The sequence below is a fragment of the Burkholderia sp. 3C genome, assembly GCF_054589155.1.
Map to the genome: position 1 here is coordinate 515,088 of NZ_BAAILN010000044.1, position 18,851 is coordinate 533,938.

The window sequence follows — 18,851 nt, forward strand, 5'->3', positions numbered from 1 at the left end:
ACGACCACGCAGCCGGCCAGCACGATCGCGGCGAGCGCGACGACGAACAGGGTTCGTTTCATGATCGCGCGCCTCAGGCCCAATGGCCGCGCACCCAGACCCAGCTCGGGCCGCGCGCATCCCAGTGGCCCGGCACCCAGTGCAGGCCCACCTGCTCGGCTTCCCAATGGCCGCGAACCCACACATAGCGCCCGTGCTCCCAGCGCCAGTGGCCGTGATCCCAGACATAGCCGACGCGCGTCGCCGGCACCACTTCGTAGCGCACCGGCGGCGGTGCGCTCGGCGCGACGATCACGACTTCCTCGGCACTCGCCGAGAGCGGTGCGACGGCCGAGCACAACGCCGTGGCGGCCAGTGCAAACGGAACCAGATAGCGAGTAGCAGTGCGAATCATATGAAGCTCCTTGTTGTCGTTCGATTCGGATACGCATCAATGCGTGCCTACCGGTTCAATGCGCGAGCCCGGGCAATGGCCGACAGACGCCGTGTTACGGCGCGGGGCAAAGTGCAACAGCCGGTAAGTGCGGAAATCGGAATGAAAGACGGCGCGCGCGATTCGAAAGAATCAACGGCAAGACGGCATGAACATCGGAGCAATGCACGCGAGGCGGCGAGCCTTGGCGAGGCAGGAAACGATGCCGGGAGCGGGGGGAAACCGCGCACCGCAGAACGCGATGCGCGGCGATCGATCAGGACTGCGGAATCTCGATCTTGACCTCAAGCACTTCGAGGTTGTCCTGGTGTTCGAGGCTGACGCGGATATCGTCGTTCGAAATCTTTACGTACTTCTGAATGACTTCGAGCAACTCTTTCTGCAGCGCCGGCAGGTAATCCGCCGGCGGCCGGCCGCCGATGCGCTCGTGCGCGATGATCAGCTGCAGGCGCTCTTTCGCGACGGCGGCGGATTTTTTCTTCTCCCCGAGGAGAAACGAAAGGATCGACATGAGGCGTCTCCGTTACTTGCTGCGGAAAAGGCGTTGCAGCAGGCCCGGCTTGATGTACTCGACGAAACGCAGCGGTTTTTCTTCGCCGAGGAAGCGTGACACCACGTCCTTGTAGGCTTCGGCCACGTCGGTGCCGTCGAGGTGAACGGCAGGCAAGCCCTGGTTGGACGCGTGCAGCACGGCTTCCGATTCCGGGATCACGCCGATCAGCTTGATGCGCAGGATTTCGCCGATGTCTTCGAGCGACAGCATTTCGCCTTCGCTGACGCGCTTCGGGTTGTAGCGCGTGATCAGCAGGTGTTCCTTGATCGGATCGCCGCCGTCGGCCGCGCGCTTGGTCTTGGACGACAGGATGCCGAGGATGCGGTCCGAATCGCGCACCGACGACACTTCCGGGTTCGTCACCACCACCGCTTCGTCGGCGAAATACATCGCGTGCAGTGCGCCCGATTCGATACCGGCCGGCGAATCGCAGACGATGTAGTCGAAATCCATCGCGATCAGGTCGTTGATGACCTTCTCGACGCCATCGCGCGTCAGCGCATCCTTGTCACGCGTTTGCGACGCCGGCAGGATGAACAGGTTCTCGCACTGCTTGTCCTTGATCAGCGCCTGATTCAGGTTCGCTTCGCCCTGGATCACGTTGACCAGGTCGTACACCACGCGGCGCTCGCAGCCCATGATCAGGTCGAGGTTGCGCAGGCCGACGTCGAAGTCGATCACGGCCGTCTTGTGGCCGCGCAGCGCCAGCCCGGAGGCAAAGCTCGCGCTCGTCGTCGTCTTGCCGACACCGCCCTTGCCCGAAGTCACCACGATGATTTTTGCCATTACCCTACCCTGTGTTCGTCAATGAGGTCGATCGATCCGCCGCTGCGTCGCGCACTTGCGCTCAGGTCAGCCGCAGCGGTTCGATCATCAGTTTTTCGTCTTCGAGCCGGATCTGCACCGGCTTGCCGCGCACGTCGGCCGGCAGCGGGTTCTCGGTGGTTCGATAGATACCCGCAATCGAAATGAGTTCCGGCTCGAGGCACGTACAGAAGATCCGCGCATCGTGATTGCCGAGCACGCCGGCCAGCGCCCGGCCGCGCAACGGCGCGTACACATGGATATTGCCTTCCGCGATCACCTCGGCGCCATTGCTGACCGGCGCGAGCACGACCAGGTCGCCCTTCGCGTAGATCTGCTGGCCCGAACGCAACGGCCGGTCGATCACGAGCGTCTGGATCGCCGTGACGCCGCTCGCGGCCGGTGCCGCGTCCTGCGCAGCGGCGGCCGGGGCCGCAGTCACCTGCGACTCGGCAGCCGGCACATCGGCCGTGGCCGATTCGTCCGACGCCGCTTTCGCGGCCGGCGCCGCACGACGGTCGCGCGCCTCGAGCAGCGGCAAGCTGCTCGCGCTCGCCCAGTCGCGCTGGGCCGCATCGGCCACCACGCCGATCGGGCGCATCCGCACGTCGTTGAGCATCTGACGAATCGCGTCGAGCTTGATCTGCTCGCCCTCGGCCAGACGCCGTACATCGATCGCCACCACGTCGTCGGCGAAGAATTCCGGCGTCGCCTCGAAACGCTTGACCAGCTCGGTTCGCAACGCGTCCAGGTCGGCCGTCTTCACAACAAACAGCAAGGAATCGACCGAGCCGCTGCGAAGCTCGAAGAATGGCGATTTTTTAAGCGACATGAACGTCCTGCAAAAAATTTTTGCGTATTTTACAGGCGTCCGGGCGAGCAGCCATCATTTTCGGGATGCCGCGGGAGATGCCACGCACAACGGCGGGACGGCAAGGCGGATCAGGAGAAATCAGGCGGCAGCAGGCGCAGGAAAGGAAGGCAGCGGCAACGTCTCAGGCATCGAAACGCGAGACGAACAGCGATTTCATCGCACCGGGCACGCGGGCGATCGGTGCATGCTCGCCGAGATTGGTGAAGCCCATGTGCTCGTAGAACCGGATGGCGTTGCGGTTCTGCTCGGCGATCCAGGCGTAGATCTCGGTGGCGCCCTGCCCGGCCAGCCAGTCGCGCGCCGTGTTGACGAGCAGCACGCCGCCGCGCAGGTGACGCACGGCATGCGCGACCCACAGCTCGCTGACGAACGCGCGGCGCTCGGCGGAGCCGTCGAAATACGCGCCGATCATGCCGGCGGGATGGCCTTCGGTATACAGCAGGAACGTGGTGGACTGATCGGAACCGGCGCGCTGCGCGGCGATCGCGTCGGCCGCAGCCGCGTCGACGGCCAATTCCGCCTCGGGTGCTTCGCCGGGTGCATACGGCTCGCGCAGCGATGCAGCGCGCAGTTCACGGTACACACTGCCCTGATCGGCGGCGATGCGGCGGACGGTCAAAGTCGAACTCATGCGGGGGACATCCTTCGGACAGCAAGTTATTAGCTTCAACCGAAAGCAGGGTATGAGTCAAATCGTTATTTTCAAACGATCGGGCAAATCGAGAGATATCGAAAGCCATACAGCGAAACAGAAAGCGCATGGTGCGGCGCACATCGTATTACCGCTCATGACAGCCCACCGAATTTGCTTTCCGTTCAGACACTTCCCTGCGAGGGCAATGGCCGCCAGACGGGCACCCGGCGCGGCAGAGGCAGAGAAAATGCGGCATCGCAACAATATCGATATTTCAGTTACCTATCGATTTTCGAATTCGCGTTCCGTCCGAATCGGCGACGACGCATCGCCCATGCCTTCACTCACGCCCTATTCATCGCGGTAATGATCCAAGCGATTTTCCGATGCGCGCGCAACCATCACCCGGAAAGCAAAAACCCCTCGATTCCTTGCGGAACCGAGGGGTTCAAATTTTGGCGGAAAGGGTGGGATTCGAACCCACGGTACGGAATAACCGTACACCGGATTTCGAGTCCGGCGCATTCGACCTCTCTGCCACCTTTCCTTCTACTGCTTTACTGCCCCGCCGTTCTGTAGGTCTTCGTCCCGGCGAAGCAAAGATTATAGAACAACTTGTTTGGCTTTTCCAAGCCCTTTGCGCAAAAAATTTTCGGATACGGGATCACGCGGCCGCGATCGTCTCCTGACCGCCGAAGTACGGGCGCAGTACCGCCGGAATCGTGACCGAACCATCGGCGTTCTGATAGTTCTCCAGCACCGCCACCAGCGTACGGCCGACGGCCAGGCCCGAACCGTTCAGCGTATGGACCAGCTCCGGCTTGCCCTGCGCGTTGCGCGTGCGTGCCTGCATGCGGCGCGCCTGGAACGACTCGGTGTTCGAGCAGCTCGAGATTTCGCGGTAGGTGTTCTGCGCCGGCAGCCAGACTTCGAGGTCGAATGTTTTCGAGGCCGAAAAGCCCATGTCGCCCGTGCACAGCGTGATGACGCGGTACGGCAGTTCGAGCTTCTGCAGGATCGCCTCGGCGTGACCGACCATCGCGTCGAGCGCGGCATACGACGCGTCCGGCGCCGTGACCTGCACCATCTCGACCTTGTCGAACTGGTGCTGGCGGATCATGCCGCGCGTATCGCGGCCGTAGGAACCGGCCTCCGAGCGGAAGCACGGCGAATGCGCGGTCAGCTTGATCGGCAGCGTGGCCGGATCGATGATCGAATCGCGCACGCTGTTGGTCAGCGTGATTTCCGAGGTGGAGATCAGGTACTGCGTGATGGTGTTGTCGTCGCCACCCTTCTCGACACGGAACATGTCGTCGGCAAACTTCGGCAACTGGCCGGTGCCGAACAGGATTTCCGGATTGACGATGTACGGCGTGTAGGTTTCCGTGTAGCCGTGCTGCTGCGTGTGCGTGTCGATCATGAACTGCGCGAGCGCACGGTGCAGGCGCGCGATCGGGCCGCGCAGCATCGTGAAGCGCGCGCCCGACAGCTTCGCGCCGGTTTCGAAATCGAGGCCGAGCGGCGTGCCGACATCGACGTGATCGCGCACCTCGAAATCGAAGCTGCGCGGCGTGCCCCAGCGGCGCACTTCGACGTTGTCCGCCTCGTCGCGGCCGACCGGCACGCTGTCGTGCGCGACGTTCGGCATTTCGAGCATCAACGCCTGCACGGCGGCCTGGATCTCGTCGAGCTTCACGGCCGAGGCCTTCATCTCGTCGCCGATCCCGCCCACCTCGGCCATCACGGCCGACGTGTCCTCGCCCCGGCCCTTCATCGCGCCGATCTGCTTCGACAGGCTGTTGCGGCGCGCCTGGAGTTCTTCGGTACGAGTCTGGAGCGCGCGGCGATCCGCCTCGAGCGAGGAGAACCGGGCGACGTCGAGGGTGTAGCCGCGATCGGCGAGGCGCTTGGCGACGCCGTCGAGGTCTTTGCGCAGCAACTGGATGTCGAGCATGGGAGGACTGGAGTTTCGTTGTGTGAGACGCGAATTCTAACGCACCGCCGGGCACGCTCGGCGGCCCGGCGTGCAAGTGCGGCGCGATGGCGGCTTATTCCGGCTTGCCCGCTTCGCGGTCGAGTTCGCGCAGCCAGGCAAGCTTGTCGGCGATCTTGCTTTCCAGCCCGCGCGGCACCGGCTGATACCAGCGCGGCTCGCGCATGTCGTCGGGCAGGTAGGTTTCGCCGGCGGCGTAGGCGTTCGGCTCGTCGTGCGCGTAGCGATACGCGTGGCCGTAGCCGAGTTCCTTCATCAGCTTGGTGGGCGCGTTGCGCAGATGCACCGGCACCTCGCGCGACTTGTCCTGCTTCACGAAGGCCATCGCCGCGTTGAACGCGTTGTAGCCGGCATTGCTCTTGGCCGCGCAGGCCAGATAGATGACGGCCTGCCCCAGCGCCAGCTCGCCCTCGGGCGAGCCGAGCCGCTCGAAGGTTGCGGCCGCGTCGTTGGCCATCTGCATGGCGCGCGGATCGGCCAGGCCGATGTCTTCCCACGCCATCCGCACGATGCGCCGCGCCAGGTATTTCGGATCGGCGCCGCCGTCGATCATGCGGCAGAACCAGTACAGCGCGCCGTCGGGGTTCGAGCCGCGCACCGATTTGTGCAGCGCCGAAATCTGGTCGTAGAAGTTGTCGCCGCCCTTGTCGAAGCGGCGCGCGTTCAGCGTCATCGCGTTCGACACAAAATCGGCGTCGATCCGGTTGGTGCGCGCCGACAGCGCAGCCGTTTGCGCCTGTTCGAGCAGGTTCAGGAAGCGCCGCGCGTCGCCGTCGGCATAGCCGACCAGCGTATCGACCGCCTTCTCGTCGAAGCTCAGGCCGTCGAGCGCGATCTGCTGGGCGCGCGCGAGCAACTGGCGCATCTCGGCGTCGTCGAGCGACTTCAGCACATAGACCTGCGCCCGCGACAGCAGCGCCGAATTGACCTCGAAGCTCGGGTTTTCGGTGGTGGCGCCGATGAACGTGACGAGGCCCGATTCGACGAACGGCAGCAGCGCATCCTGCTGGCCCTTGTTGAAGCGGTGGATTTCGTCGACGAACAGGATCGTGTGGCGACCGTTGCGGTTCAGCGTGTCCCGGGCCTGCTCCATTGATTCGCGGATGTCCTTCACACCGCCGAGCACCGCCGACAGCGCGATGAACTCGCAATCGAACGCGTGAGCGGTGAGGCGCGCGAGCGTGGTCTTGCCGACGCCGGGCGGCCCCCAGAGGATCATCGAGTGCGGCCGGCCCGATTCGAACGCGAGCCGCAGCGGTTTGCCCTCGCCGAGCAGATGCGTCTGGCCGATGACCTCGTCGAGCGTCTTCGGGCGCAGCGCCTCCGCGAGCGGGCGGCGCGGTTCGGTTTCAAACAGGTCGGACATGGACCTCGACTCCTGGAATGGCCGGCGCGACGCACATCGCCGCGCGGCCGATCATTATGACAGCCGGTCGGCCGGCGCACCCTCGGCCGATCGGACAGGCAATCGGCTTGCCCCGACAGGCGCAGGCGGCGGCACGGTGGCAGATGGTGCGCCCGAAACGCAACGGGCCTGCCATCGCTGGCAGGCCCGTGCGCACGCCGGAGGGCGTTCAGCCCTTGATCACGTCGGCGCCCTTCGGCACCGTGAAGCGGAACTGGTCGGCCGGCAGCGACGGGTTGGTCTGGATATTCGTGAAGGTCAGCAGCGTGACGTTGCCGAACACGTCGTGAAGCTCCATCGCGGCGAGCGTGCCGCCCTTGAAGCCGATGCCGATGCGCTGGAACTGCGTGTCCTGCGCCTTCGGCAGCATCTCGACCCAATCGATGCCGCCCTTCACGCCGCCATCGCGCAGCGTGTAGTTCTTGTCGACATCGTTGCTGCCGAACAGGATCGCCGCCGGGCTCGCGCCGAGTGCGCCGGCCAGCTTGCGCTCGGTAACCTGGTTCAGATCCTTGTCGTAGACGAACAGCGTGTCGCCGTCGGCCTGCAGCAATTGCTGATACGGCTTTTCGTAGGCCCAGACGAACTTGCCGGGGCGCGCGAACACGAAGCTGCCGCTCGAATTGTCGTTCGGCTTGGAGGTGGCGATCGCGCCGCTGGCCGCCTTCGACGGCGCCTTGACGATCTGCTGCGTGAAGTTGCCCTTGGCCGATTTGACCTGCGTGACGAACGACTTCAGTTCGTCGGTGCCGCCCGCGAACGCATGCGAGGCCACCGCCATCAGCGCGGTGCCGGCAAGCGCCGCGGCGAAGCGGCGAATGGAGGAAGACTTCACGAACGGAAATGCTTGCATGGGGTGGTTTTCTCCCTGATTGGCGGACCGGCGCCGACGCGGCGTCATTCCGCGTCGCGGGCCGGTACCAGAATTTCGCGGTTGCCGCTGGACGACATCGCCGACACCAGCCCCGATTGCTCCATCTGTTCGAGCAATCGCGCGGCGCGGTTGTAGCCGATGCGCAGATGGCGCTGCACCAGCGAGATCGAGGCGCGGCGGTTCTTGACGACGATCTCGACCGCCTGATCGTACAGGGGGTCGGACTCGTCGCCACCCTCGCCGGTTCCCGCGGCACCTTCCTCGCCCTCGGCGACGCCGCCTTCGAGCAGGCCTTCGATGTAGTTCGGCTCGCCGTGTTCCTTGAGCTTCTCGACCACGCGATGCACCTCGTCGTCGGACACGAACGCGCCGTGCACGCGCACCGGCAGCCCGGAGCCGGGCGGCAGATAGAGCATGTCGCCCATGCCGAGCAGCGATTCGGCGCCCATCTGGTCGAGAATCGTGCGCGAGTCGATCTTCGAGGACACCTGGAAGGCCATCCGCGTCGGCACGTTGGCCTTGATCAGGCCGGTGATCACGTCGACCGACGGCCGCTGGGTGGCGAGGATCAGGTGGATGCCGGCCGCGCGCGCCTTCTGCGCGATCCGCGCGATCAGTTCCTCGACCTTCTTGCCGACCACCATCATCAGGTCGGCCAGCTCGTCGATCACCACCACGATGTTCGGCAGGCGGCCGAGCGGCTCCGGCGCCTCGGGCGTCAGGCTGAACGGATTCGGGATCTTCTCCTCGCGCTTGGTCGCCTCGTCGATCTTGTTGTTGTAGCCGCCCAGGTTGCGCACGCCGAGCTTGCTCATCAGCTTGTAGCGCCGCTCCATTTCGGCGACGGTCCAGTTCAGCGCGTTGCCGGCCTGCCGCATGTCGGTGACGACCGGGCAAAGCAGATGCGGAATGCCTTCGTAGACGCTCATTTCGAGCATCTTCGGATCGATCAGGATCATCCGCACCTGTTCGGCCGTGGATTTGTAGAGCAGCGACAGGATCATCGCGTTGATGCCGACCGACTTGCCCGAACCGGTGGTGCCGGCCACCAGCAGGTGGGGCATCTTCGCCAGATCGGCGCACACGGGCTTGCCGCCGATGTCCTTGCCGAGACCCATGGTCAGCGCCGACGCCGACGCCGCGTACACCTCGGAGCCGAGGATCTCGGACAGGCGCACGGTCTGGCGGCGCGGGTTCGGCAATTCGAGCGCCATGTAGTTCTTGCCGGGGATCGTCTCCACCACCCGCACCGACACCAGCGACAGCGAGCGCGCCAGATCCTTGGCCAGGCCCACAATCTGGCTGCCCTTCACGCCAGTGGCCGGCTCGATTTCGTAGCGCGTCACGACCGGGCCCGGATAGGCAGCCACCACGCTCACCTCGACGCCGAAATCCTTGAGCTTCTTCTCGATCAGCCGCGAGGTGAATTCGAGCGTGTCGGCCGGAATCGATTCCTGGCTCTGCTGGGCCGGATCGAGCAGGCCGATGGCCGGCAAGGTGGAATCGCCGGGCAGATCGGTAAACAGCGGCACCTGGCGCTCGCGCTCGACGCGCTCGGACTTGGCCGGCGTGACGATCGGCGGCACGATCGTGACCGGCTCGTGATCCTCGATGCGAACCCGCTCCTCCTCGACCTTGCCCTCGCGGCGCACCGCGGCCGCCTCGCCGAGCTTGCGGTCGCGCCCGGCCTCGCGGCGCAGCTTGGCGAGCGTGAACGCATTGATGATGCCGTCGCCGACGCGTTCGCACACCGACAGCCAGGAGAAGCGGAAATACAGCGACAGGCCGATCGCCAGCGCGATCAGCAGGAACAGCGTGCCGCCCGTGAAGCCGAGCGCGTGCGACACGCCGCGCGCGACGGTTTCGCCGATCACGCCGCCCGGCGCACGCGGCAGCGGCACCTTCAGCGACCACATGCGCAGCGCCTCGATGCCGTCGCTCGCGAGCAGCACCAGCACGAACGCGAAACCCTCGGCCAGCCAGCCGACCGGCCGCGCCGGTTCCTCGTCGAGCACCTCGTGACGCGTGATGCGGCGGTAGTTGGCGGCGACGCGGCGCGCCAGCAGCGCCACCAGCCAATAGGCGGAAATGCCGAACAGCAGCAGCAGGATATCGGCCGTCCAGGCGCCGACGCGCCCGGCCCAATTCGAGATGTGGTCGATCTGGACGGCGTGGGTCCAGCTCGGGTCGCGACGGCTGTAGCTCAGCAGCGCCATCAGCAGGAACGCGAACACCGCGACCTGGAGAATCCAGCGAATCTCGACGAACAGCCGCGACATGCGATGCGGCAGCGCCTGCGTCTGAGCCGTAAAGGGAGCTTTTGCCATGAATCCGTGTAGAGAGGGCGGCCGTGCCGGGCGGCGCCGGTCGGTCGATCGCGAATATTGTAAACGCTGGCGCGATCGGCCAAGTGTAAATGACGGTAACCGGCTGATCGAGCCCGTCTATCGGACCGATAAAAACGTCGATCCGGCAGTGCAGCAAACGCCCCTTTATAATGCGCGTCTGGTACCCATCTACGGCATCGTCCCCGGCGCGCGGATCGCGCAGCCGGCCCGCATGCCGTCCTCGCCGTTCGCCGCGTCATCCGCCCGTTCGGCCGCATTTTACGGATCCTGCACATGTCCACGTCCAAACACGCGAAAGTCCTGATTCTCGGTTCCGGCCCCGCCGGCTATACCGCCGCGGTGTACGCGGCCCGCGCCAACCTGTCGCCGCTCCTGATCACCGGCCTCGCGCAAGGCGGTCAACTGATGACCACGACCGACGTCGAAAACTGGCCGGCCGATCCGAACGGCGTGCAAGGCCCCGAACTGATGCAGCGTTTCCTCGAGCACGCCGAGCGCTTCAACACGGAAATCGTGTTCGACCACATCCACACGGCCAAGCTCGAAGAGAAACCGATCCGCCTGATCGGCGATTCGGGCGAATACACCTGCGATTCGCTGATCATCTCGACCGGCGCGTCGGCCCAATACCTCGGCCTGGCCTCGGAAGAAGCGTTCATGGGCAAGGGTGTGTCGGCCTGCGCCACCTGCGACGGCTTCTTCTACCGCAACCAGGAAGTCGCCGTGATCGGCGGCGGCAATACGGCCGTCGAGGAAGCGCTCTACCTGACCGGCATCGCCAAGAAGGTCACCGTGATCCACCGCCGCGACAAGTTCCGCGCCGAGCCGATCCTGATCGATCGCCTGCTGGAGAAGGAAAAGGAAGGCAAGGTCGAGATCAAGTGGAACCACGTGCTCGACGAAGTGACCGGCGACGCCTCCGGCGTGACGGGCGTGAAGGTCAAGCACACCGGCACCGGCGAAACCGAGGCGATCGCGCTGCAGGGCGTGTTCGTCGCGATCGGCCACAAGCCGAACACGGACCTGTTCCAGGGCCAACTCGAAATGAAGGACGGCTACATCGTCACGAAGAGCGGCCTGGCCGGCAACGCCACCGCCACCAACATCCCGGGCGTGTTCGCGGCCGGCGACGTGCAGGATCACATCTACCGCCAGGCGATCACCAGCGCCGGCACGGGCTGCATGGCCGCGCTGGACGCCCAGCGCTACCTCGAAAGCCTGCACGACGGCAAGTAAGCCGGCCACGCGGCCGGGCGGCGACGCTACAATATCGCCGCCATGCGCCGCAGCCCGCTTCCGCTTTCCGAAGGCCGCTGCCCCGCGCAGCGGCCTTTTAGCATGCGCGTCCGGCCTGCCGGGCAGCGTCCCGGGCACTCCCGCCCCACTTCGATCCGTAGACCATCATGGCGAAGAACCAGCCCCATCCGAGCGACCCGGCCAAGCGCCGCGCCGCCCTCAAGCCGGCCGAACCGATCGCGCCGGCCGCTCCCATGCCCGCGCCCGGTGCGCCGAAGGGCCAGGGCCTGTCCGGCCTCGGTTCGCTGCGCGACGCGCTGAAAGGCGAATCCGAGCGGCGCGAGAAGCAGCAGGTGCAGGCCGCGCGCGAGGCGCGCGAAACCGCGGTCAACGCGAACCTGTTCCGCAACGAAATCGGCGCGATCACGCCGCTGGCCAGTGCGCCGCGCGCGCCTGCGCGGCGCGCGCCGCCGCAGCCGGTGCCGCAGCAAACGCGCCTCGACGAGGAAGCGGTGCTGTCGGCAACGCTGTCCGACGAGTTCGACCCGGAAACGCTGCTCGATACCGACGAAAGCCTGTACTACCACCGCCCCGGCATCAGCCGCGAGGTAGTGCGCAAGCTGCGCAGCGGCGCGTGGATCGTGCAGTCGCAGCTCGACCTGCACGGCATGCGCCGCGACGAGGCGCGCGAGGCGCTGGCCGCCTTCATCCGCGAGGCCGGCAAGAAGGGCCTGCGCTGCTTGCGCGTGATCCACGGCAAGGGGCTCGGCTCGATCGGCAAGGAGCCGGTGCTCAAGGGCAAGGTGCGCGCGTGGCTGGTGCAGAAGGAAGAAGTGATCGCGTTCTGCGAGGCGCGTGGCAACGACGGCGGTGCCGGCGCGGTGCTGGTGCTGCTGCAACCGTTGACGGTGACGTCCGGCCATCCGGCCGAGCGCGGGCTGCCGCGCGCGGCGGGCTGAAGCGCACACACGCGGTTTTCCTCACGGGATAACTCCGCCCGATCCCCGCCGAAAACGAAGCGGGCCACCCGAAGGTGGCCCGTGTGTCCTGGCCGATGCCGAGCGGCGCAACCGCGCCGCCCTCACCTCGCCCTCAAGCGATCCGCGCTTCCGTCGCCGGATCGAACACCACCGCCTTCGACACGTCGAACAGCAGCTTCAACTGCTGCTTCGGCTGCGGGTTCGCGGCCGGGTGCACGCGGCTCACGATGCGCTTGCCGTTGACCTGCGCGAACACGTGCGTATCGGGGCCGGTCGGCTCCGTCACGTCGACGATCACGTCGATCGGCTGCAGCGTCGAGGCCTGGCCGTCGTGGGCGTTGCGCGCATCGGTGATGCGCTCGGGGCGCAGGCCGAGGATCACCTCGCGGCCCACGTGATCGCTCAGCTTCGAGCGCTCGAACGGCAGGTTCAGCACGCCGCGCGTGGCGCCCGTGTCGATCTCCATGCCCACGCCGCCGCCCTGCTCGACCACCTTGCCCGTGATGAAGTTCATCGGCGGCGCGCCGATGAAGCCGGCCACGAACAGGTTCGACGGCGAATCGTAGATATCCTGCGGCGCGCCGAACTGCTGCACCACGCCGTCCTTCATCACCGCGATGCGATCGCCGAGCGTCATCGCCTCGATCTGGTCGTGCGTCACGTAGACGATGGTGGTGCCCAGGCGCTGATGCAGCAGCTTGATTTCGGCGCGCATCTCGATGCGCAGCTTCGCGTCGAGGTTCGACAGCGGTTCGTCGAACAGGAACAGCGACGGGTCGCGCGCGAGCGCCCGGCCCATCGCCACGCGCTGGCGCTGGCCGCCCGACAGCTGGCCCGGCTTGCGGTCGAGCAGGTGCTCGATCTGCAGCATTGCCGAAACGCGGTCGACGATCTGCTTCTGCTCGGTCTTCGGCACCTTGCGGATGGTCAGGCCGAACAGGATGTTCTCGCGCACCGTCATCGACGGATAGAGCGCGTACGACTGGAACACCATCGCGATGTCGCGATCCTTCGGCGACAGGTCGTTGACGACCTTGCCGTCGATGCGGATCTCGCCCTTCGTGACGGTTTCGAGGCCGGCGATCATGTTGAGCAGCGTCGACTTCCCGCAGCCCGAACCCCCGACCAGAATCAGGAACTGGCCGTCCTCGATGTCGATGTCGACACCCTTCAGGACCGGCACCCCGTTCGGATAGGTCTTGTACACGTCACGGATGGAAAGGCTTGCCATGCTGTGAATCCTCTGTCTCTGGTGCGGCGTCGAGCGCCGCGTCGGTTCTGCTCGCCGCGCGGGACACGCCCGCGCGACCGGTTCGTTGGTCCGGAATGGCCGGTCGTCAGCCCTTCACCGCGCCCGCCGTCAGGCCGCGCACGAAGTAGCGGCCGGCGACCACGTACACCAGCAGCGTGGGCAGCGCGGCGATGATCGCGCCGGCCATGTCGACGTTGTATTCCTTCACGCCCGTCGACGTGTTCACGAGGTTGTTCAGCGCCACCGTGATCGGCATCGAATCGACGCCCGAGAACACGATGCCGAACAGGAAGTCGTTCCAGATCTGCGTGAACTGCCAGATCAGGCAGACCATGAAGATCGGCAGCGACACCGGCATCAGGATCCGCGTGAAGATCGTGAAGAAGCCGGCGCCATCGATGCGCGCGGCCTTCACCAGCTCGGCCGGGATGCTCACGTAGAAGTTGCGGAAGAACATGGTGGTGAACGCGATGCCGTACACGACGTGCACCAGCACCAGGCCGGTGGTGGTGTTGGCGAGGCCGAGATAGCCTTCGACGCGCGCCATCGGCAGCAGGATCACCTGGAACGGGATGAAGCAGCCCACCAGCAGCAGCGTGAACAGCGCGTCGACGCCACGGAAGCGCCAGTGCGTGAGCACGTAGCCGTTGAACGCGCCGATCAGCGACGAGATCAGCACGGCCGGGATCACCATCTTCAACGAGTTGAAGAAGAACGGCCGCATGCCGTCGCAGCGCACGCCGGTACAGGCCGAGCCCCAGGCCTTGAGCCAGGGGTCGATGGTCCAGCTGGTGGGCGGGGTCAGCAGGTTGCCGGTGCGCAACTGGTCGAGATCCTTGAAGGAGGTCGACAGCATCACGTACAGCGGGAACAGGAAGTAGATCGCGAACAGGATCAGCACCGCGTAAATGACGGCGCGGCTCATCGTCATCTTAGGCTGCATTGCGGGTGCTCCTCGATTCCATATACATCAGCGGCACCAGCACCGCGACGACAGTAGCCAGCATCATCACCGACGAGGCCGCGCCGACGCCGAGCTGGCCGCGATTGAACGAATAGGTATACATGAACATGGCGGGCAGCGACGACGAGGTGCCGGGGCCGCCTGCCGTCAACGCCACCACCAGGTCGAACGTCTTGATCGTGATGTGGCAGAGGATCAGCAGCACCGAGAAGAACACCGGGCGCATGCTCGGGATCACGATCTTGCGGTAGATGGTCGGCAGCGTCGCGCCGTCCACCTGGGCCGCCTTGAAGATCTCGCCGTCCACGCCGCGCAGGCCGGCCAGGAACAGCGCCATCACGAAGCCCGTGGATTGCCAGACGGCCGCGATCACCACGCAGAAGATCGCCTTGTCCGGATCGTCGAGCCAGTCGAACGAGAAGCTCGCCCAGCCCCAGTCGTGCATCACCTTCTCCAGGCCGAGGCCCGGGTTCAGAATCCACTGCCAGGCCGTGCCCGTGACGATGAACGACAGCGCCATCGGATACAGGAACACGGCGCGCAGCGCGCCTTCGTTGCGGATGCGCTGATCGAGCAGGATCGCGAGGAACAGCCCGAGCCCGACGCAGACCGCGATGAACGGAATGCCGAACCAGGCCAGATTGGCGGCCGAGGTCCACCAGACATCGTTCTGGAACAGGTCGGTGTAACGGCCGAAGCCGTCGAACGTGTAGTTGGGCAACAGTCGCGACTTGGTCAGCGACAGGTAGCCGGTAATGACGATGAAGCCGTAGATGAACACCACGGCGATCGCGATGCTGGGCGCGAGCACCAGCTTCGGTATCCAGCGATCGGCCAATGCCGAGAGCGGCGACGTGCGGCGGGCGACGTCGGCGCGGCCGGGTTCGTTTCCGCTGAGAGGGGCAGCCACTTGTTTCGACTCCTGGAACGGGGGCGCCGGCCACCTGCGAACAGGCGCGCGGCATCGGGTACGACACGGACCGGCGGCGGCCGGCCCGTTTGCGACGGCGCGGGCAAGGCGCGGGCCGTCGACCGGCCGCGCCCCGCCCTCACCGCATTACTTCACCTTCGCGGCCTTCGCGAGGGCGGCAACCGCTGCCTTCGGATCTTCCTGCGAGTTCATGAACTTGGTCACGACATCGCTGATCGCGCCGGCGGTGGCATCGCCCTGCGCCATGCCGTGAGCGAGCGACGGCACGTAACCGCCGGCCTTCAGCGCGCCCTGTTCATCCGCGTAGGACTTCTTCGCGCAGTCGTCGTACTTGTCCATCTTCACGCCCAGGCGAACCGGGATCGAGCCCTTCAGCAGGCTGAACTGCTCCTGGAAATCCGGCGTCATGATGGTCTTGGCGAGCGCGAGCTGGCCCGGCGTCGGCTTGTCCGAACCCTTCTGCTGGAAGAACACGAACGAATCGACGTTGAACGTGTAGGCCTTCGCCGTGCCCGGCACCGCCGCGCAGACGTAATCCTTGCCCGCCTTCTTGCCGGCGCCTTCGAACTCGCCCTTGGCCCAGTCGCCCATGAACTGGACGCCGGCCTTGCCGTTGATGACCATGGCCGTGGCCAGGTTCCAGTCGCGGCCGTTGCGGCCCGCGTCGAAGTAGCCCTGGATCTTGCGCACCGTGTTGAACACGTCGAGCATCTTCGGCGAGGTCAGCGTGCCCTGGTCGAGATCGACGATCGCCTTCTTGTAGAAATCGGCGCCTTCGGACAGCACGACGTCTTCCCACAGCGTCAGGTCTTGCCACGGCTGGCCACCCATCGCGATCGGCTGGATGCCGGCGGCCTTCATCTTGTCGGCCATCTGGAAGAATTCCGGCCAGGTCGTCGGCACCTTGCCGCCGACCTTGTCGAGCGCGGCCTTGTTGATGTACATCCAGTTCACGCGGTGCACCGAGAACGGCGCGGCCACGTAATGCCCCTTGTACTTGATGATCTTGTCGATTTCCGGCGGCAGGTTCTTGCTCCAGTCGCCCGCCACCGAATCGATGTTGACGAGCACGCCCTGGTCGGCCCAATCCTGGATCAGCGGGCCCTTGATCTGCGCGGCCGACGGTGCGTCGCCGCTGATCACCTTGGTCTTGAGCGCCGTCATGGCCGCCGCGCCCGCGCCGCCGGCCACCGCGAAGTCCTTCCACACGTAGCCCTGCTTCTGCACGTCGTCCTTCAGCACGCCGACCGCCTTCGACTCACCACCCGACGTCCACCAGTGCAGCACCGTGACGTCTTCCGCCTGCGCCGAGGCGGCACCGATCATCAGGCCTGCGGCGCACAGCGCGCCCATCATCGCGCGAATCTTCATTGTCTATCTCCTCCAGATTGATTGAACCGACTCTTGGGGCTCCCGTTCGTGCGGAAGCCATCTTGCCAACAAGCAGCGAAACGTCGCAACCGGGATATCACGCCGCGAACGACCGGACACGGTCGGGCCGTTGCCGGCCGCGGGCGCTCAGGGACTGACTGAGTGGATCGAGATTCAAAGACTTGTCTCCTCTGATCTGATGGTTCCGGTTACGCCGCCGCGCGACGCCGAACCTCGGGGCCGTCGCGGACCGGCGCACGATGCGTTTCGCCAATGTCCTTTAACATGCGGTCTCGGCGCGCTGCCGCACCGGCCGTCCTGCTCGAAGAGCGCGCTACCCCGATGTCTCGTGTGCGCTTCTTTTTCTTCGTTCAGGTCTACCCCTTGCGGCGGATTGTAGTTAAACTACAATTCAGTGTCAAAAATATTTTTATCGCACTACGGCTCCGGTTTCCGCCGTCCGCGCCCGTCGGAACGGCCTCGCACACCGGTGTCGATAACATGCCGCGGTGCGGGCATTCCCAACCGGGCGGAGACACATGCACACCGATTCCAGCAGCTTCACCTTCGTTCTGTTCGGCGGCACCGGCGACCTGTCGATGCGCAAGATCCTGCCTGCCTTGTTCGAGGCCCACCGGGCCAACATGCTGGCCGATTCCGGGCGCATCGTCGGCGTCGCGCGCAACGACACCGATCGCGACGGCTATCACCGCTGGGTCGAGGAACACGTCAAGCCGCATGCGAAGAAGGCTGCCGGCAGCGCGTTCGACGAGGCCGCCTGGCAGCGTTTTCTCGCGCGCATCGATTACGTCAATCTCGATCTCGGCCGTCCGGAAGACTACCGCGTGCTGCGCGAGGCGATCGGTACGCTGCCGGGCACGCGGGTGTTCTATCTGGCCACCGGGCCGTCGCTGTTCGAGCCGATCTGCAAGGCGCTGGCCGGCGTGGGCCTGAACGAAGGCGCGCGCATCGTGCTGGAAAAACCGCTCGGCTACGACCTGGCCTCGTCGAACGCGATCAACGATGCGGTGGGCGAGATCTTCGCGGAAGACCAGATCTACCGGATCGATCACTACCTCGGCAAGGAGCCGGTGCAGAACCTGCTCGCGCTGCGTTTCGGCAATGCGCTGTTCGAGCCGCTGTGGCGCCGCGACTGGGTCGAGAGCATCCAGATCACCATCGCGGAAGAGCTCGGCGTGGAAGCGCGCGGCGATTTCTACGACAACACCGGCGCGTTGCGCGACATGGTGCAGAACCACCTGTTGCAACTGCTGTCGATCGTCGCGATGGAGCCGCCCCACTCGATGGATTCGGATTCGGTCCGCAACGAGAAGCTGCGCGTGCTGCGCGCGCTCAAGCCGATCGACGCGCGCGACATCAGCAAAGTGGCGGTGCGCGGCCAGTATCACGCCGGCACCATCAAGGGCCTGCCGGTGCCCGGCTATGCGACCGAACCGGGCGTGAAGGCCGACAGCACCACCGAAACCTACGTCGCGCTGAAGGTGGAAATCGAAAACTGGCGCTGGGCCGGCGTGCCGTTCTTCCTGCGTACCGGCAAGCGGCTCGCCGATCGGGTGGCCGAGATCGTCGTCAACTTCCGCGCGGTGCCGCATTCGGCGCTCGGCCCCAATGCGCTGCGCGCCGGTGCGAACCGGCTCGTGATCCGCCTGCAGCCGAACGAAACGATCCGCCTCTATTGCCTCGCCAAGCAGCCCGGCGAAGGCATGAACCTCGCCAGCGTCCACCTCGATCTCGCCTTCGACCAGTTCTTCAAGGAAGGCCAGATGGAGGCGTACCAGCGCCTGCTGCTCGACGTGATCAACGGCCGCCTCGCACTGTTCGTGCGACGCGACGAGCAGGAAGCCGCGTGGCGCTGGGTCGAGCCGTTGCAGACCGAATGGCAGAAAACGCTCAAGCCGCCCAAGCCGTACGCGGCGGGCACCTGGGGGCCGGCCGCCGCGAGCGCGATGCTCGCGCAGCACGGCACCTGCTGGCTCGAAGAAGAAAACTGAAACCGATGCGCAGCGCAACGCGGCCCACCCGCCGCGCCGCGTCACGCCGGAGCATCCCCGCATGACCCACGAATTCGATACAAGCAGCCTGGAGGAGAAGTGATCGAGCTTCACGCTTTCGAAAGCCCGCAAGCCCAGTGCGATGCACTCGCACGGGCGGTCGGCGCGGCGCTGCAAGCGCCGCTCG

At 65.6% G+C, this 18,851-nt stretch carries 16 protein-coding genes, 1 tRNA gene and 2 pseudogenes; 5 read left to right on the forward strand and 14 right to left on the reverse strand.

The genetic code is table 11. The features are described 5' to 3' along the window. Positions 1-73: 73 nt before the first annotated feature. The 5 genes and pseudogenes from ACYP33_RS08715 to ACYP33_RS08735 all read right to left on the reverse strand — a co-directional run bounded on the left by ACYP33_RS08715 (position 74) and on the right by ACYP33_RS08735 (position 3,425). Positions 74-394 (reverse strand): YXWGXW repeat-containing protein, encoded by a 321-nt coding sequence (locus ACYP33_RS08715; RefSeq protein WP_414444165.1) that lies wholly within the window; start codon positions 392-394, stop codon positions 74-76. Positions 395-689: 295 nt separating this feature from the next. Then, on the reverse strand, positions 690-944 hold the full coding sequence (minE, locus tag ACYP33_RS08720) for a cell division topological specificity factor MinE (protein ID WP_206126573.1): 255 nt from the start codon (positions 942-944) through the stop codon (positions 690-692). Positions 945-956: 12 nt separating this feature from the next. Continuing rightward, positions 957-1,772: a septum site-determining protein MinD gene (gene minD, locus ACYP33_RS08725; RefSeq protein WP_459620997.1), complete on the reverse strand. Its 816-nt coding sequence runs from the start codon at positions 1,770-1,772 to the stop codon at positions 957-959. Positions 1,773-1,833: 61 nt separating this feature from the next. Continuing rightward, on the reverse strand, positions 1,834-2,622 hold the full coding sequence (gene minC, locus ACYP33_RS08730; protein ID WP_459620999.1) for a septum site-determining protein MinC: 789 nt from the start codon (positions 2,620-2,622) through the stop codon (positions 1,834-1,836). Positions 2,623-2,785: 163 nt separating this feature from the next. Then, positions 2,786-3,425: pseudogene (locus ACYP33_RS08735) on the reverse strand (GNAT family N-acetyltransferase). Here ACYP33_RS08735 and ACYP33_RS08740 point away from each other — a divergent pair. After that, complete coding sequence (locus ACYP33_RS08740; RefSeq protein WP_459621088.1) at positions 3,348-3,665, forward strand: hypothetical protein; 318 nt, start codon at positions 3,348-3,350, stop codon at positions 3,663-3,665. The pseudogene ACYP33_RS08735 and the gene ACYP33_RS08740 overlap by 78 nt on opposite strands. Positions 3,666-3,754: 89 nt before the next feature. On the opposite strand, the gene ACYP33_RS08745 is transcribed toward ACYP33_RS08740, so the two are convergent. The 5 genes from ACYP33_RS08745 to ACYP33_RS08765 all read right to left on the reverse strand — a co-directional run bounded on the left by ACYP33_RS08745 (position 3,755) and on the right by ACYP33_RS08765 (position 9,897). Further along, positions 3,755-3,845 (reverse strand) — tRNA-Ser (locus ACYP33_RS08745). A gap of 117 nt (positions 3,846-3,962) precedes the next feature. After that, the gene (gene serS / locus ACYP33_RS08750; protein ID WP_414450184.1) at positions 3,963-5,252 is read right to left on the reverse strand and encodes a serine--tRNA ligase; all 1,290 of its coding nucleotides are present in this window, start codon (positions 5,250-5,252) and stop codon (positions 3,963-3,965) included. 94 nt (positions 5,253-5,346) lie between these two features. Next, entirely contained in the window at positions 5,347-6,657 is a 1,311-nt protein-coding gene (locus ACYP33_RS08755) for a replication-associated recombination protein A (protein WP_414444161.1), read from the reverse strand. 208 nt (positions 6,658-6,865) lie between these two features. Then, the gene (gene lolA, locus ACYP33_RS08760; protein WP_414444160.1) at positions 6,866-7,549 is read right to left on the reverse strand and encodes an outer membrane lipoprotein chaperone LolA; all 684 of its coding nucleotides are present in this window, start codon (positions 7,547-7,549) and stop codon (positions 6,866-6,868) included. A 44-nt stretch (positions 7,550-7,593) separates the two neighbouring features. Next, positions 7,594-9,897, reverse strand: coding sequence for a DNA translocase FtsK (locus tag ACYP33_RS08765; protein WP_459621002.1), 2,304 nt, complete (start codon positions 9,895-9,897; stop codon positions 7,594-7,596). A 294-nt stretch (positions 9,898-10,191) separates the two neighbouring features. Between ACYP33_RS08765 and trxB the strand changes: the two genes are divergently transcribed. Continuing rightward, complete coding sequence (gene trxB / locus ACYP33_RS08770; protein WP_414450186.1) at positions 10,192-11,154, forward strand: thioredoxin-disulfide reductase; 963 nt, start codon at positions 10,192-10,194, stop codon at positions 11,152-11,154. 167 nt (positions 11,155-11,321) lie between these two features. Further along, positions 11,322-12,113 (forward strand): Smr/MutS family protein, encoded by a 792-nt coding sequence (locus ACYP33_RS08775; RefSeq protein WP_459621004.1) that lies wholly within the window; start codon positions 11,322-11,324, stop codon positions 12,111-12,113. 133 nt (positions 12,114-12,246) lie between these two features. On the opposite strand, the gene ACYP33_RS08780 is transcribed toward ACYP33_RS08775, so the two are convergent. From ACYP33_RS08780 to ACYP33_RS08795, 4 genes are all read right to left on the reverse strand, one after another. Continuing rightward, positions 12,247-13,365 (reverse strand): ABC transporter ATP-binding protein, encoded by a 1,119-nt coding sequence (locus ACYP33_RS08780; protein WP_459621006.1) that lies wholly within the window; start codon positions 13,363-13,365, stop codon positions 12,247-12,249. Between the two features lie 106 nt (positions 13,366-13,471). Next, positions 13,472-14,329, reverse strand: a complete 858-nt coding sequence (locus ACYP33_RS08785) for a carbohydrate ABC transporter permease (RefSeq protein ID WP_414444155.1) — start codon at positions 14,327-14,329, stop codon at positions 13,472-13,474. Beyond that, positions 14,319-15,260 (reverse strand): carbohydrate ABC transporter permease, encoded by a 942-nt coding sequence (locus ACYP33_RS08790; protein WP_414444154.1) that lies wholly within the window; start codon positions 15,258-15,260, stop codon positions 14,319-14,321. Before ACYP33_RS08790 ends, ACYP33_RS08785 begins: the two co-directional genes overlap by 11 nt. Positions 15,261-15,407: 147 nt before the next feature. After that, positions 15,408-16,652 carry an ABC transporter substrate-binding protein gene (locus tag ACYP33_RS08795; protein ID WP_459621009.1) on the reverse strand — a complete coding sequence of 415 codons (1,245 nt, stop codon included), beginning with the start codon at positions 16,650-16,652 and terminating at the stop codon, positions 15,408-15,410. A gap of 539 nt (positions 16,653-17,191) precedes the next feature. Between ACYP33_RS08795 and zwf the strand changes: the two genes are divergently transcribed. After that, positions 17,192-18,664: a glucose-6-phosphate dehydrogenase gene (gene zwf, locus ACYP33_RS08800; protein ID WP_414450190.1), complete on the forward strand. Its 1,473-nt coding sequence runs from the start codon at positions 17,192-17,194 to the stop codon at positions 18,662-18,664. Between the two features lie 99 nt (positions 18,665-18,763). Then, positions 18,764-18,851, forward strand: a pseudogene (locus ACYP33_RS08805) (6-phosphogluconolactonase); the annotation flags it as partial.